Source organism: Psychrobacter sp. YP14 (genome assembly GCF_003209315.1).
GTDB classification, from domain to species: Bacteria; Pseudomonadota; Gammaproteobacteria; order Pseudomonadales; family Moraxellaceae; genus Psychrobacter; species Psychrobacter raelei.
In genome coordinates, this window is sequence record NZ_CP029789.1 from 1,120,582 (window position 1) to 1,135,195 (window position 14,614).

A 14,614-nucleotide genomic window follows, 5' to 3' on the forward strand; every position below is an offset into this window, starting at 1 on the left:
CTTTGGCTAGGATTCACCGCTCAAATGGGTTAAATTAGGCGTTCAGTCTTTGTTATGAGAATGAGTCCATGCCCGTAAGCCCTGCCAACCCCTCCGATTCTGCTTGTCATCCGGCTCAATCTACTAAGATTGACGGCTCATCTATTAATCATAATTGTGCTGAGCAATATGGCGGTGAGCCGGTGCTGAGTGTCAGTCACCTACATATTGCGCAAGCACACACTGTGCTGGTGCAGGATCTATCCTATCGGCTGTATCAAAAGCAAACTTTGGCCATCGTTGGCGAGTCCGGCTCTGGTAAGTCTTTATCGAGCTTGGCGCTCCTTGGCTTATTGCCTGAGAGCTTAAGCGTTAAGGGGACGGTCAGCTTACAGCAGGTAGGTGAGTTGCCCATCACCCAGCAGCCGGATGGCTTTGCTAGGCGTCAAGTTAAGCGTGAGCGTATTTTAAAGCAAGTCCGCGGGGCAAAAATTGCGATGGTGTTCCAAGAGCCAATGACGGCCTTAAACCCCCTGCATACAGTAGGCAAGCAAATTGCTGAGAGTCTGCGCTTGAGTGGCCTCCCAAAATCTCAGATTAAAGCGCGCATTATTGAGCTGTTAAATGATGTCAATATCAAGCAGCCTGAGCAAAAATTAAATCGCTATCCGCATGAGCTCTCAGGGGGTCAGCGTCAGCGGGTAATGATTGCTATGGCGCTTGCTCAAAACCCCGATGTGCTCATTGCCGATGAGCCCACCACCGCTCTTGATGTCAGCTTGCAGCATGAGATTCTTGAGCTGCTTAATCGGCTAAAACAACAAAAAGGCATGGCGATGTTGCTGATCAGCCATGATCTGAACCTAGTACGCCGCTATAGCCATCAAATCATTGTGATGCAGCAAGGCACAGTGGTGGAGCAAGGGCTAAGTGAGCAGATTTTTAACCATCCCCAAAGCGCTTATACCCTGTCATTAATTAACCAAAACTTTGGCCCAGCGCTATCTTTATCAGATGATAGCGATACCGTACCTATTATTAAAGCCATCAACTTATCGATTGCCTTTGCTGCCAAAAAAAGTCTGCTGGGCGGGGTGAGTGAGTGGGCACCTGCAGTAAACAATGTCAGCTTTGAGTTGGCCCGTGGCGCCTCGTTAGGTATTGTGGGTGAGTCAGGCTCAGGCAAGACCACCATCGCCTTGGCCCTGTCTCGATTGCTCAGTACTCAGGCCCAAGTAAGCGGCGAGATTGACGTGGCAGGCATAAAAGTAAATAGCCTAAGCAAAAGTAAGCTGCGTCACTTTCGTTCTACCTTACAAATGGTGTTTCAAGATCCTTTCGCCAGTATCAATCCACGATTTAACGTCATGCAAATCATTGAAGAAGGTCTATTGGTAAAAGGGGTGGACAAGGCTGAGCGTGAAAAGGCAGTGATTGACGTGCTACAAACGGTGAACTTACCGCCAGACTTTGTTTATCGCTATCCACATGAGCTGTCAGGAGGTCAACGTCAAAGAGTGGCACTGGCACGTGCACTGATTATGCGTCCAAAGGTTATCATCTTAGATGAGCCGACCTCTGCCTTAGATAGCAGCACCCAGGTGGCTGTGGTGCATCTACTAAGAGATATCCAAGCTCGGTTTGGTATCAGCTATATCTTTATCAGCCATGATCTAAAAGTTGTACAAGCTTTGTGCCAGCACATTATGGTATTAAAGGCGGGGGCGTGTGTCGAATATCAACCCACTCAGCAGCTATTTGAGAATCCTCAGCATCCTTATTCAAAGTTACTGATTGATACCAGTGCCCATAGCCAGCAGTTTTAACCCATCAAAAAACCCGCCTATAAAGACGGGTTGATATCAGTAAACACGGTCAATGGCTAGGGATAAATAAGCGGTTTAAAGCTTTGAGGCCGGCAGCGCAGCAAAGAATTCGTTGCGGGCTTGCATATCCGTCTTAAAGTCGCCTAGCATGGCTGTGGTACGGGTGCTAGATAACTGCTTATTGACCCCGCGCATCATCATACACATGTGCGAGGCGTCCATAACTACAGCTACGCCGCGGCACTGAGTCACCTCCATGATGGCTTCAGCGACTTGTTGGCTTAAGCTTTCTTGGATTTGTAAGCGGCGGGCATACATATCGATAATGCGTGCCACTTTGGATAAGCCCAGTACTTTGCCATCTGGTAAGTAGCCCACATGAGCGACACCATGAAACGGCAGCAAGTGATGCTCACACAATGAGTAAAACTCAATATTATGCACCAATACCAACTCAGAGTTATCCGTAGGGAATACCGCATTATTGGTCACTTCAGTGAGTGATTGATGATATCCTTGGGTTAAATAACCAAATGCCTTGGCGGCGCGAGTAGGCGTATCTAGTAAGCCTGGTCGATTTAAATCTTCTCCAGTAGAGGCGATTAATTTGGCATAAAGATCAGGACTGGGCAGTCTGGGATCTAGGGCAGTATTTAAAGAATTTGAATTAGAATCACACATAGTTATAAATAGCAAAATAGAAGAATGCTATAGCTTAACGGCTACAAATAAATTGTAAAGGTCTTTGTCAAAAAATAGCTGAGTATTTTTCACCTAAGAGATAAAAAAACACAGATTACTGTGAATTATGCTGACTTTTGTATTATTATGCACATCACAAAAGTCTGAGTGAACACTTGGTACTAAAAATGGAGTCCTTTTATCTTAACATCAGGTGGGGGACAATGATAAAACAACGAAAAATTATAAATAAGGGAGTAATAGTGATGTTATTACAAGGTAAACGTTTTGTGGTGACGGGTATTGCCAGCAAGTTATCTATCGCTTGGGCCATCGCTGAGGCATTACATAGAGAAGGGGCGTCATTGATTTTAACTTATCCCAATGACAAGATGAAAAAACGCGTAGATATGGCGGCAGAGGCTTTCGGCGCAGATTTGGTATTGCCCTGTGATGTGGGCTCGGATGCTGAGATTGACGCGTGTTTTGCCGCTGTGGCTGAGCACTGGGAAGACGGTATCGACGGGGTAGTCCACGCCATTGGTTTTGCACCCGCTGATGAGCTTAATGGGGACTTCACTCAAGTGACCAGCCGTGAAGGTAGCGCCATTGCTCATGACATTTCTGCGTACAGTTTTGTGGCGCTGGCACGTGCCTCAAGAGCACTATTGGCCAAGCGTCAAGGCTCATTACTGACGTTGACTTACCAAGGCAGTATATCGGTTATTCCAAACTACAACGTAATGGGTATGGCCAAAGCCAGCCTTGAGGCCAGTGTGCGCTATTTAGCGGCTTCTATGGGCGGCGAAGGTATCCGCGTCAATGCCATCTCAGCCGGTCCAATCCGTACCCTAGCGGCCAGCGGTATCAAATCATTCCGTAGAATGCTTGATGTGAATGCTAAGATTGCGCCGCTACAACGCAATGTGACTCAGATGGAGGTGGGTAATACAGCTGCCTTCTTATTATCACCTTGGGCCTCAGGGATTACCGGTGAAATTGTATTTGTAGATGGTGGCTTTAATACCGTGGCTATCAGTGAGCAGTTGCTATCGCTGGGTGACGAAGAATAAGCATGCCATAACATCAAAGCACATCAAATAAAAAAGACGCTAACGAGGGTTAACGTCTTTTTTTATAAAACTTTGATTAAAAATAAACTTAATTAGCTGTCTTGGCTATCTTCATGGTCTTCGTGATCATGCAGACCCTGCATCATATCTAAGGCACAATCATCGGTACGCTGCTGGTCTTTTTTGTCTAAATGGTCTTGGTTAATATCATTACGCGCCATTTTGGTGGTTTCGTTAACGCTATTATCATCGGACATGGTGGTTCTCCTTGTTACAGCACTCCGTGCAGTGGGGGTCTATCTATGTTATTGATTGGGTGATTGATTGGTTGTTATTAAAAAATTATAAATAAGTCACTTTTTTATTATAAAACCAAATTAAACCTAGTGTGTTTACAAATGTAAACTAATATGGAGATGTGGTTAATAAAACCACCCACCGCACCTTAGTGTATCAATGATGTAACGCAGCGCACAAATTTTAAGCGCTACAGCCGATGATTACTGGGCATCGAAGTCCAGCCACACCCAGCTGTTTTCAAGCCAGCCCATTATTGTCTCAAGCGGCAAATCAGCGGCCAATAAATCCTGATAAGTTAGGCTTTGTGCATCCGCTAAGCGTTGTAATAGCTCGGCTTCACAGCCGATTATGTCCTCTAAACGCTGACCGTTGGCAAAGACAGTGATTTGGTCTGCCTGTTGGCTATAAATGAGGCGGCTGCTGTAGTCTGTCTTAATGACGGCGCCCTCTTTAAGTGCCTGCTCCAGCTCTGAGACATCGAGCGCTTCTTCGGGCACCAGTAGCTCGTACTGGCGCTTGCTGACCACTTCACTGACGGCTTGTGCAATCAGCTGATCACCTTGTTCAGACTGTAGCTTGGCCAACAGCTGAGACTTAATTTGGGCAATACTTGAGGCTTCAAGTTGACCTGAAGGCTGCAAGGGCTGCTCTAGTAGCAGTGGGGTAAATAACGAGGGCTCAGCGGTCGCAATGTCCACCAAGCTATCTAGTACTTGCATTAAGTTTGGACGTCGAAAGCCAAATGAAAAAGTCAGGCAATCATCCTGAGCCACCCCGTAATGAGAGAGCTTGGGTGGCACATATAACACGTCACCTGGCTCTAATATCTCATCAAAGATAAGCTCACCCATGTCATCGAAAATACGAATGGGTTGATCGGCAATAAACTCAGTACCGGCATCACACACCTTGCCCAGTTGCCAGCGTCTGTGACCATAGCCTTGCGCCAAAAACACATCATATTCATCATAGTGCTTGCCCACAGAGCCGCCAGCAGGGGCGTAGGACACCATAATGTCATCACGCTGCCACTGCGGAATAAAGTTAAAAGCATGCCATAATTGACCCAGCTCAGGTGACCATTGTTCTAAGTTTTGTACCAACACTGTCCATTGCTCAGGTAAATCGTCAAACATTTCCTCAGATAAAGGGCTTTGCTGAAGATGCCACTGATCGCCTTGTGACGTTGGGTTTTGGGTCAGCAGCCGAGCTGTGGCTGCCTCATCTAGGCTAAGACCTAAAATATCATCTGGCTCAAACATGCCGGCCAGTTGTGGTAGGCCTTGTTTAATGAGTAAAGGTTTTTTTTGCCAATAGTCACGCAAGAAGACCTCAGGGCTGATGGTATCTGGCAGACAAAACTTAATGGTATTCATAAAAAAGGGTATCCATATTGAGGGTATAGGTGGCGAAATAAAAATATTAATGGGGCTTTTATGAGTGCAAAGAAAGAAAAAAATATAAAAATTGGGTGTTGTATCTGATTTTATTGCTTTATTATGAGCACTAAAATCAGACAAGTTATTTGTCTTTTATGTTTATTATTGCATTAAGGTATCTATGAAAAAACTCACCCTTTTGACCATTCTTATTAGCAGTCTCATGCTCCAAGCCTGTGTCCATAAGTTGGTCACTGTGCCGGTTAAAGTCGCCTACAAAACCACAAAAGGTGTGGTGAAAGGGACAGCAGCGGTTACTCGTGCTGTTATCCCAGGCGGTGATTAAACGCATCAGGTAATTAAAGCGCTTATCTTCTCCAATAATGAGATACATAAGTTGTATTATGAATAAAGACCCTACTGATGAGTAGGGTCTTTTTTATAACAGTGAGTAAATAACAGCATTATTTATTTAATGCAGCAATCCACTCTTCGATGGCTAGGGCTTGTTCATCAGCATTACCAATATAGGTGGCAGGGGTCAGCTCACGTAAGCGGGCTTTGTCTGCATCTGGCACTGCATCTAATTCATTGCTATCAACAAACTCAAGCATTTTTTCACGGGTCATGGCCTGGCCACGGGTTAACGCTTTTAGCTTCTCGTATGGGTTTTCAACACGGTAGCGGCGCATCACAGTTTGGATAGGCTCTGCCAATACTTCTTGAGCATTATCAAGATCGCTATCTAGCTTCTCAGGATTAACTTCCAATTTGCCAACGCCTTTTAGGCACGCATCATAAGCAATCATGCCTTGAGCCAGACCAACCCCAATGTTACGTAGAACAGTTGAGTCAGATAAGTCACGCTGCATACGAGAGATAGGCAGTTTTTCGCCCAAATGCGCCAGCATGGCATTTGCCACACCCAAGTTACCTTCAGAGTTTTCAAAGTCAATGGGGTTAACTTTGTGCGGCATGGTGGATGAGCCGACTTCACCGTCTTTAAGTTTTTGCTTGAAATAGCCTAAGCTGATGTATTGCCAGATATCACGGTTAAAATCGATTAACACGGTGTTAAAACGACGCAGCGCATCAAATAGCTCAGCAATATAGTCGTGTGGCTCAATCTGAGTGGTGTAAGGATTAAAGGTCAGACCTAAGCGCTCAGTGATAAATTGCTGTGCATGTGCTGTCCAATCAACCTCAGGATAAGCAGATAAATGAGCGTTGTAGTTACCCACGGCGCCATTGATTTTGCCTAGTAGCTCAACTTGATTGATTTGCTTGATTTGACGGGCTAGGCGGTAGGCCACGTTAGCCATCTCTTTACCCAAAGTCGTTGGGCTGGCAGTCTGACCATGAGTGCGAGACAACATAGGCTGGTTGGCATGTTCTTTTGCCAGTGCCACGATAGAGTCTGTCACTTGTTGCAATTTGGCAACCACGATGTCACGGCTGTCTTTTAGCATTAATGCATAAGATAGATTGTTAATGTCCTCTGAAGTACAAGCAAAGTGGATAAACTCTAAGCTGTCCTCTAGCTGAGCATTACCACGAAACTTGTCTTTGATGAAGTACTCAACCGCTTTTACATCGTGGTTGGTGGTTTTTTCGATGTCTTTAATCGCTTGTGCGTTGTCTTCGCTAAAGTTATCAACGATGGCGTCTAAAAAGGCATTGGTCTCTTGATCAAACTTGGCCAATTCAGTGATGGCATCATTATCGGCTAAGGCTTGCAACCAACGAATCTCAACAGTAACGCGGGCTTTAATAAGACCAAACTCTGATAAATGAGCACGTAATGAGTCAGCACGGCTGGCATAGCGACCGTCAATCGGAGATAGGGCAGTTAAGGCAGATAAAGAGGCAGACATAAATATCCTTTAGCTCAGTGGGTGAAAAACAAGAATAGGAAACGACAAATTGTTAACACAATAAATAAAAAACGGCTGCCGCGATGGACAGCAAAACTCAGACCAAACAGCAAAAACGTAAATCAAATACAGCGTCTGATCAGCGTGGTTTGCAATTATAGCAATTAATGACGTTAAGTGACTTTTTAAGTCTAATAAAGACTAATAAAGTTAAAGTCTAATAAAGTCTAAAAAAGCAAAGTCTAAAAATTGGCGCTATACCGAAGCAGCAGCATCAAATATAGCACTAATAAATGCATACAATAAGAATGAAGTGACTATGAGGTAAGCCACAGTCACAGCACATAAGAAAATAAGTTTATTCTTCGAATAGTCGGGCTTAGAATTGTCAGAGGACTCACTAGTAAGTGCAATCAGCCCTAGCAAAATCGAAAGCCAAACAACAACTAATAGTAATAGAATAAACATAGCACTCCATATAAGCATGATTTCTTTTATATCAAGGAGTGACTAAATGACTTATCTCACTTAATTACTCAAACGACTCAATCACACCGCCGCCTAAGCACACCTCGCCGATATAAAATACCGCAGACTGACCTGGTGTGACCGCACGTTGTGGCTCATCAAATATTACTTTTACGCGGCTGCCATCATCAGAGTCAGCAAATACCGTGCAGCTTTGATCGGGCTGACGATACCGAGTTTTGGCCATGCATTTGAGGCCTTGCTCACTAAAGATAGCAGCTGGCGCGATACGCTCAACCCAGTCAAGCTTATAAGCGGTTAGGCGTTGGCTAAGCAGCATCGGGTGGTCATGACCTTGACCAACAATCAGCTCGTTGTTACTCAAGTCTTTTTGTAGCACAAACCAAGGCTCTTCAGGACGGTCTTTGACCCCGCCAATACCTATGCCGCCGCGCTGACCTAAGGTGTAGTACATGAGGCCATCGTGCTTGCCAATAGTAATGCCATCATCGGTCACGATGTTGCCCGGCTTGGCCGGCAAGTATTGCTGCAAAAAGTCTTTAAAGCGGCGCTCACCGATAAAGCAAATACCGGTTGAGTCTTTTTTCTTAGCCGTAATCAGATCATGCTCCTCAGCAATACGGCGTACTTCAGGTTTTTCTAACTCGCCCACTGGGAATAATGTCTTAGCAATCTTGTCGCCGCCCACTGCATGTAAGAAATAGCTTTGGTCTTTGTTGTTATCAAGCCCACGCATCAGATGCGCCACTTCAAGCCCATCTTCACGGGTGTAATTGACACTGCGGCGGGTGTAATGACCGGTGGCAATGTAATCTGCGCCTAGGGTCACAGCGTAGTCTAAGAAGGCTTTGAACTTGATTTCTTTATTACACAGAATATCTGGGTTTGGGGTACGGCCGGCTTGGTATTCGGCTAAGAAGTGCTCGAATACTCGGTCCCAATACTCCATCGCAAAGTTTGCGGTATGTAAGGTGATGCCTATTTTGTCACACACCGCTTGCGCATCGGCCAAATCTTCCATAGCTGTACAGTATTCGGTGCCGTCATCCTCTTCCCAGTTTTTCATAAACAAGCCTTCTACCTGAAAGCCAGCTTGCTGCAGCAGTACCGCAGAAACAGAAGAGTCCACACCGCCAGACATGCCTACGACCACACGAGTCTGGGCAGGATTGGGCACATCGCTTAGGCGTAGGGCGGGCAAATTATAGGCGTTATTATCAAAACCAGTAGATGTCGTCATAAGTATCAGAAACTATGCTAAAATTTGGGCTAAATTATAACACTGATAGGCTGATAATGATAAGAATTGGACAAGGTATTGATGTACACGCGTTTTATGACAAAAAGCTGGACGCACAAAGCGCCAAAAGTGAGCCCAATCAATTTGTTACCCTAGCGGGCGTGAAGATTGAGCACAGCCACAGTCTGCTGGCTCACTCTGATGGCGATGTGGTATTGCATGCACTTGCCGATGCGCTTTTGGGCGCTTTAGCACTGGGGGATATTGGTCAGCATTTCCCAGATACTGATGATGCCAATTCAGGACTAGACTCACGCGTGCTGCTGCGCCATGTTTATGATTTGATTCTCCAAAAAGGCTACAGCTTAGTCAATGCCGATATCACGGTCATGTGTGAGCGTCCTAAGCTTGCCAAACACAATATGGCGATGCGCCTTAATATCGCTCAAGACTTACAGACTCACGTTGATAATATTAGTGTTAAAGCCACCACTACTGAGAAGTTAGGTTTTACGGGTCGTCAAGAGGGTATTATGGCCAGTGCTGTGGTGTTATTAACAAAGCAGGTGTAAGCTGATTTTTTAGCAAAAGCTGAATTGAGATGACAGATAAGATGCATTTTCGTTGTATTTTTTGTTACTATCCCCATAAATACTATAATTACCTATGAATGATATTTTTAGCCGCTACACCGGTTAGACGCCAGGCTATTGACGCCTAGCTGATTCGGTACTAGCATTCACCAATTTGTTAAACTGTAGCTTTAAAACTGTAGTTGGCAACCTTGTCTCACCATTAAGGAATTGATATGACAGAACAAGCCCAAGACATCGAAACGTTAATTCGTAACCAGATTAAAGAAAACCCAGTGCTACTTTATATGAAAGGTACGCCGCAGTTTCCGCAGTGTGGTTTTTCTGCTAAAGCCATTGAAGTATTAACTCAAATTGGTCGTCCATTTGCATTTGTTAATATTTTAGAAAACCCTGAAATTCGTGCCACTTTGCCAAAAATTGCCAACTGGCCGACTTTCCCACAGCTTTGGATCAATGGAGAGCTTATGGGTGGATCTGATATTATTCTAGAGATGTATCAATCAGGCGAGCTTAAGCCTTTAGTAGAAGAGCACAGCCCAGCTAACTAATCGTTTAGCAGCGGTTAATTAAAATAAGTTAGTACCAAAGGCCCCGGAATGATTCTGGGGTTTTTTTTGGTCAAGAATTTAAGAAGTAAAGCGATTTGAATAACAGACAAGCTGTTATGTTTTTGTATATGTGCCCTTTAGAAGTGAGCGCTCATCACCATATAGATAACAAGCAACATAAACAACAAGCAACCTAAACAACAAGCAACCACAATAAACGATAAACATATTTAGTGAGCCCTAACCCATATAGGCTGCTTTAGCTTAAATCTCGCTTAGCGATGCTTTATAAATTAGCTTTTATAACAGCAGCGAAACACAGGCAAGATGTCAGCTGAGATCAAGTGGGGTAACCTGTGGGACAAATACGGGCTTAATTAGGAAAATGACTATGACAGATGATAAATTACTGCAAAAAAGACAGCATTTAGAAGCGCAATCAGAGAAAATTATGGCGATTGCCAAAGAGCCGCATTCTTCTTTGAAGTGTATCCACCTATTAAGTGTGGCAGGCGGCGCGACCAGCGAGACTTATAGCGCCATTGAGCAGCGTATCGTCACTGATGATGATATCTCAGGCGCCTATCACCTTGCTTTAATGGCACAATCTACCCCAGACTTACCCGTAGATGCGCGTCAGCTTATTGAGATGGTGGTGACCAAAGGCGACAATGCGCAATTAATCTCCTTATTAAAGAATTTACCGGTACCGCCAGTTGAGGTAATTAAGCAGCGTCTTATCGACAGTGGCGATGAAAACGCCATTGCGCAGATGACCGCTTATCTTGAGGCCAATCCAGAAGGGGTGGGCAGCCAAGGTATGTTAGGCAGTGGCCAAAAAGAGCGTATCGTGCCGTTAAGCCCCTCGCAAAGCTAACTTTGTAAGAATTGATAACCACCTAAAGGCCCCATAACATATGTTTTGGGGCCTTTTTTTATTTAAAAATCAGTACACTGTGCCAAGACAATATCTAAGTGGTTGTCGTCTCGCTGCCACTGCGCTCATTACCAGACACACGGGTTAGGGGTAAATATAAAATTAACTCGACGCCGGTGAACTGAATCGGTGTGGTGGGGCTATCACGGTTAATATCCGTATCCTCTAAGATAGCCTCTAGATTATGGACGCTGACATTACCGCTGTGACGCTCGATGACTTGTTTGACTAAGGTTAAGCCAAGTCCGGTGCCTTTTTTGCCTTGAGTGGGGCTGGCATTACTGAGGCTACTTACACCGGCTGCACCTTGCGACGAGATGGGAGCAGCTTGCGGCTTTGAATACTGATGCGAGAGGCTAAAATAGCGATCAAACACCTTACTTAGCGCATAGTCAGGAATAAGATTGCCATCATTGATGACCGACAGCTTAATATAATCAGTTTTTTGGATGGTCTGAGAGGTGAGGGTGATAGTGACCTGATTGTGAGCAAAATATAGAGCGTTATCGAGCACATTTTGCAACGCTTGCGTGAGCCAAAATTCATCCGCTAAGATGCTGTTGTTATCCGCTTGTGGCAGTTGGCATTGATAATTGATTTGCAGGTTTTGGTATTGACGCTGCATCTCATAACCGGACACCAAAGTCTTAATTAACCCATCTAGATTAATACGCTGCATGGCCAAACGAAAGGTCGGCTGCTCAATTTTGGCCAACAGCAGCAAACGATCAATTAAGGACTGTAGCTTGATGCTTTGCTCGGTAATGGTTTGGCTCAACATCAGTCTGTCTTCACCGTCCAAATCCGTCTCTTCAAGCAGCTCACCGCTGGCACGAATGGCGGTCAGCGGGCTTTTTAGCTCGTGGGTAAGGGTATGCACATAGTCAGTGACATAAGCACGGTTTTCGAGACGATGCTTCATGCTCTCGATGGTATCACTTAATTCATTGAGCTCACGCCCTAGATAAAAATAAGGCTTTTTGGTGTCTTGCGCCAATGACTGCGTATAACGGGTGACCAGTAAGGTGCTTTGTCTTAGCCACCAAGCAATTAGACCCGCCATCAATAAGGTGACGATACTGATGATAAGCGAGGCGGTTAGCATGCGCTGGCGAGTGGCATTAAGATAGGGCAAGACGGTGGAGGTGGGTTTGCCGATACTGACAACACCAATGATTTGCTGTGGGTCACTGGAGCTGTAGATGGGCTGGGCGACATACATGACTGACGAGCTTGAGTCTTCAGGATTAGTGCGTGTGGTCCGGGCACCGTATTTGCCTTGCAAGGTCAAATTGACATCGTTCCAGCTTGAGTAATCTTGGCCCTCAGCGTTGGCCTCAGGCATTATGTCATTGCCATCCTTGGGTAAGGAGTCGTAGATAACAATGCCTTCGTTATTGGTGATGTACACCCGAAAGCTGCTGTGTGTCTTTTCGTGATACCAAGTACCAAAAGGTGCAGAAGCTGGGCGCGCTGGATCGATGGTTGTATTGTCTGCACTAGATGGGTGTTGGGCCGCTTGCTCCTTGGTGGGCAAAGTGGGTGCCAAAAACGCATTATCGAGCATCGACTGATAGTGTCTATCATAAATCTCACCGGACTCCACCGCTGACTGCAAGCTTGCTGCCAGCAGCTTTGAGGTGTCCACTAAGGTATCCTCGATAACTTGTTGGGTGATGGGGCGCACGTAGTTAAACAACTGATTGAACACCACTATGCCTGAGATAATCACGATAACCCCAACCGCTATCCATATTCTAAAAAATAAGCTTAAGTTGAGGATTTTTTTGGGTTTTTTGTCTTGAATCACAGGCGGAGTCTCTTTGCCAGTGGGGTGAAGTTTGGCGTACCAGTTCGCAGAGCCGGCTTTATTAAGCGCTTGTTTTGTCGCTTCGCTCAGCTCATTATCCTCATCACTCATGAACTACAAAGCCCATAGCCAAGACCCCGGTGGGTATGGATAATCTCCAAATCCTCACGCTCACTAATTTGTGCCAATTGCTTACGTATAGATTTAACGTGGCTATCAATGGTGCGCGCTAATCGGTGATCGGGATAATCACTAATCGCGTTTAAGAGCTGTTCACGGCTAAAGACACGCTCCGGATTGGCCAACAATGCCAACAATAATTTGCGCTCAGTATTGCTCAGCTCAAGCTTGTGGTCATTCCAGTACAAGGTATAGGTAAGCGGCTCGTAACGCCAAATACCTGAATCTAACTCAAACAGTTGTGGCGTGGTGTCCTCAGCGCTGCTGATGTGCGTCTCGATGCTGGTGGCGGACAACTGCTCGCGGCGCCAAATGGCTTTGAGACGTGCTACCAACTCTCTGGGGCTAAAGGGCTTAGGGCAATAATCATCACCGCCCATCTCTAAGCCCAAAATTCTATCCACCTCGTCGCTGCGGGCGGTCAAAAATACAATAGGCAACTGCTTTAGTATCCCAATGCCCTCGCTGTGACGAATGTCTTGACATAAACTTAAGCCATCACCATCAGGCAGACCCACATCCAGCACAATGCCAGAAAGTGGCTGCTGCTGATCGTTGAAATGCTTTAGGGTAGGGATGACACTACTGGCGTTATCCAGCCAAGTCACTTGCCAGCCTTCGCGCTTGAACGTCACTCGAAGCGACGTGGCGATGGCAGGATCATCTTCGACGATCAGAATATGAGGGGCAGGAGATTGGCTTGCAGCGAAATTAGATAATGCCGTCATGAAAAATACCAGATAATGAAGCGAAGAGGGGCGAAAACAAATTAACAGGCCTAATCCTAGCATAGCTGATGCCAAAATAGATGTGTTTCAGATGAGCAGACTATGAAAAATTAATGAATGTCAGTATCGTCAAATGAGTTCAGAGTCAATAGCAGCAATTTGAACTGGCATGTAAAAACGCCTACCCGCTGGGTGTGTTAAAATTACTAAGAAGTTTGTTAAATAGGTAACGTCGCGCAAGTTATTGACGGTGTGACGACACCCAGCGCTGATAACCCATAAAAATACGATAAGGATAATTATGACCCACTATTTAGATTGTGTTGTTGTAGAGCATAACCCAGCCAATAAAGACATTGATTGTGCTGTGATTTGGCTACATGGCTTAGGGGCCAGTGGCCACGATTTTGAGCCTGTGGTGCCCGAGCTAGGCCTACGCAGCGATCTGGCGGTACGCTTTGTATTCCCGCATGCGCCCAATATTCCAGTGACCATCAATGGCGGCATGGTGATGCCAGCTTGGTATGATATTTTAGAGATGAGCTTAGAGCGTAAAGTGGATGTGGCACAAATTGAGAAGTCTGCTGCAGCCATTCATGATTTAATTAATCGTGAGGTTGAGCGCGGTGTGCCTCATCAGAACATTGTGATTGCCGGCTTCTCTCAAGGCGGGGCGGTGGCCTATCAAGTGGCTTTGACCCAGCCTGCGCCACTAGCAGGTCTATTGGCACTATCTACGTATTTGGCCATAGACGATGCAGCAAGCTTTATCCAAAACAAACAGCTGCCGATTAAGATTGATCATGGGACTCAAGATCCGGTAGTTCCTATTATTTTGGGTCAACGTGCCACAGACAGTCTAACGGCAGCTGGCTATGACGTAGATTTTTCGGCCTACCCCATGGCGCATCAGGTCTGCTTACCACAGCTTCAAGCCATTGGTCAGTGGCTAAACAACGTACTGTAACCTCAGC

Annotated in this window: 14 protein-coding genes; 7 read left to right on the forward strand and 7 right to left on the reverse strand. The window is 45.5% G+C overall.

Annotated features, from left to right (window positions below; genetic code table 11):
• Window positions 1-68: 68 nt before the first annotated feature.
• Complete coding sequence (locus DLE54_RS04815) at window positions 69-1,805, forward strand: dipeptide ABC transporter ATP-binding protein (protein ID WP_197708910.1); 1,737 nt, start codon at window positions 69-71, stop codon at window positions 1,803-1,805.
• A gap of 75 nt (window positions 1,806-1,880) precedes the next feature.
• On the opposite strand, the gene folE is transcribed toward DLE54_RS04815, so the two are convergent.
• On the reverse strand, window positions 1,881-2,486 hold the full coding sequence (gene folE / locus DLE54_RS04820) for a GTP cyclohydrolase I FolE (RefSeq protein WP_011960225.1): 606 nt from the start codon (window positions 2,484-2,486) through the stop codon (window positions 1,881-1,883).
• 266 nt (window positions 2,487-2,752) lie between these two features.
• On the opposite strand from folE, the gene DLE54_RS04825 reads away from it, so the two are divergent.
• Window positions 2,753-3,559: an enoyl-ACP reductase gene (locus tag DLE54_RS04825; protein WP_041773301.1), complete on the forward strand. Its 807-nt coding sequence runs from the start codon at window positions 2,753-2,755 to the stop codon at window positions 3,557-3,559.
• Window positions 3,560-3,651: 92 nt separating this feature from the next.
• Here DLE54_RS04825 and DLE54_RS12055 read toward each other — a convergent pair whose 3' ends face one another.
• Together DLE54_RS12055 and DLE54_RS04830 are read right to left on the reverse strand one after the other, a co-directional pair.
• Window positions 3,652-3,816, reverse strand: a complete 165-nt coding sequence (locus tag DLE54_RS12055; protein WP_162853843.1) for a hypothetical protein — start codon at window positions 3,814-3,816, stop codon at window positions 3,652-3,654.
• 243 nt (window positions 3,817-4,059) lie between these two features.
• Window positions 4,060-5,235: a cupin domain-containing protein gene (locus tag DLE54_RS04830; RefSeq protein ID WP_110816433.1), complete on the reverse strand. Its 1,176-nt coding sequence runs from the start codon at window positions 5,233-5,235 to the stop codon at window positions 4,060-4,062.
• 184 nt (window positions 5,236-5,419) lie between these two features.
• Here DLE54_RS04830 and DLE54_RS12060 point away from each other — a divergent pair, with 184 nt between their 5' ends.
• Window positions 5,420-5,584 (forward strand): NF038104 family lipoprotein, encoded by a 165-nt coding sequence (locus DLE54_RS12060; protein ID WP_197708911.1) that lies wholly within the window; start codon window positions 5,420-5,422, stop codon window positions 5,582-5,584.
• Window positions 5,585-5,702: 118 nt separating this feature from the next.
• Here DLE54_RS12060 and purB read toward each other — a convergent pair whose 3' ends face one another.
• Complete coding sequence (gene purB / locus DLE54_RS04835) at window positions 5,703-7,112, reverse strand: adenylosuccinate lyase (protein WP_110816434.1); 1,410 nt, start codon at window positions 7,110-7,112, stop codon at window positions 5,703-5,705.
• A 532-nt stretch (window positions 7,113-7,644) separates the two neighbouring features.
• Window positions 7,645-8,841, reverse strand: a complete 1,197-nt coding sequence (mnmA, locus tag DLE54_RS04845; RefSeq protein ID WP_197708912.1) for a tRNA 2-thiouridine(34) synthase MnmA — start codon at window positions 8,839-8,841, stop codon at window positions 7,645-7,647.
• A gap of 56 nt (window positions 8,842-8,897) precedes the next feature.
• Here mnmA and ispF point away from each other — a divergent pair, with 56 nt between their 5' ends.
• From ispF to DLE54_RS04860, 3 genes are all read left to right on the forward strand, one after another.
• Window positions 8,898-9,413, forward strand: a complete 516-nt coding sequence (gene ispF / locus DLE54_RS04850; RefSeq protein ID WP_110816436.1) for a 2-C-methyl-D-erythritol 2,4-cyclodiphosphate synthase — start codon at window positions 8,898-8,900, stop codon at window positions 9,411-9,413.
• Between the two features lie 236 nt (window positions 9,414-9,649).
• Window positions 9,650-9,985 carry a Grx4 family monothiol glutaredoxin gene (gene grxD, locus DLE54_RS04855; protein ID WP_110816437.1) on the forward strand — a complete coding sequence of 112 codons (336 nt, stop codon included), beginning with the start codon at window positions 9,650-9,652 and terminating at the stop codon, window positions 9,983-9,985.
• A 391-nt stretch (window positions 9,986-10,376) separates the two neighbouring features.
• Window positions 10,377-10,862 carry a hypothetical protein gene (locus DLE54_RS04860; protein WP_110816438.1) on the forward strand — a complete coding sequence of 162 codons (486 nt, stop codon included), beginning with the start codon at window positions 10,377-10,379 and terminating at the stop codon, window positions 10,860-10,862.
• Between the two features lie 94 nt (window positions 10,863-10,956).
• Here DLE54_RS04860 and creC read toward each other — a convergent pair whose 3' ends face one another.
• The gene (creC, locus tag DLE54_RS04865) at window positions 10,957-12,843 is read right to left on the reverse strand and encodes a two-component system sensor histidine kinase CreC (protein WP_110816439.1); all 1,887 of its coding nucleotides are present in this window, start codon (window positions 12,841-12,843) and stop codon (window positions 10,957-10,959) included.
• Window positions 12,840-13,640: a response regulator gene (locus DLE54_RS04870; RefSeq protein ID WP_049750988.1), complete on the reverse strand. Its 801-nt coding sequence runs from the start codon at window positions 13,638-13,640 to the stop codon at window positions 12,840-12,842. Before DLE54_RS04870 ends, creC begins: the two co-directional genes overlap by 4 nt.
• A gap of 301 nt (window positions 13,641-13,941) precedes the next feature.
• Here DLE54_RS04870 and DLE54_RS04875 point away from each other — a divergent pair, with 301 nt between their 5' ends.
• Window positions 13,942-14,607: an alpha/beta hydrolase gene (locus DLE54_RS04875; protein WP_110816440.1), complete on the forward strand. Its 666-nt coding sequence runs from the start codon at window positions 13,942-13,944 to the stop codon at window positions 14,605-14,607.
• Window positions 14,608-14,614 lie beyond the last annotated feature (7 nt).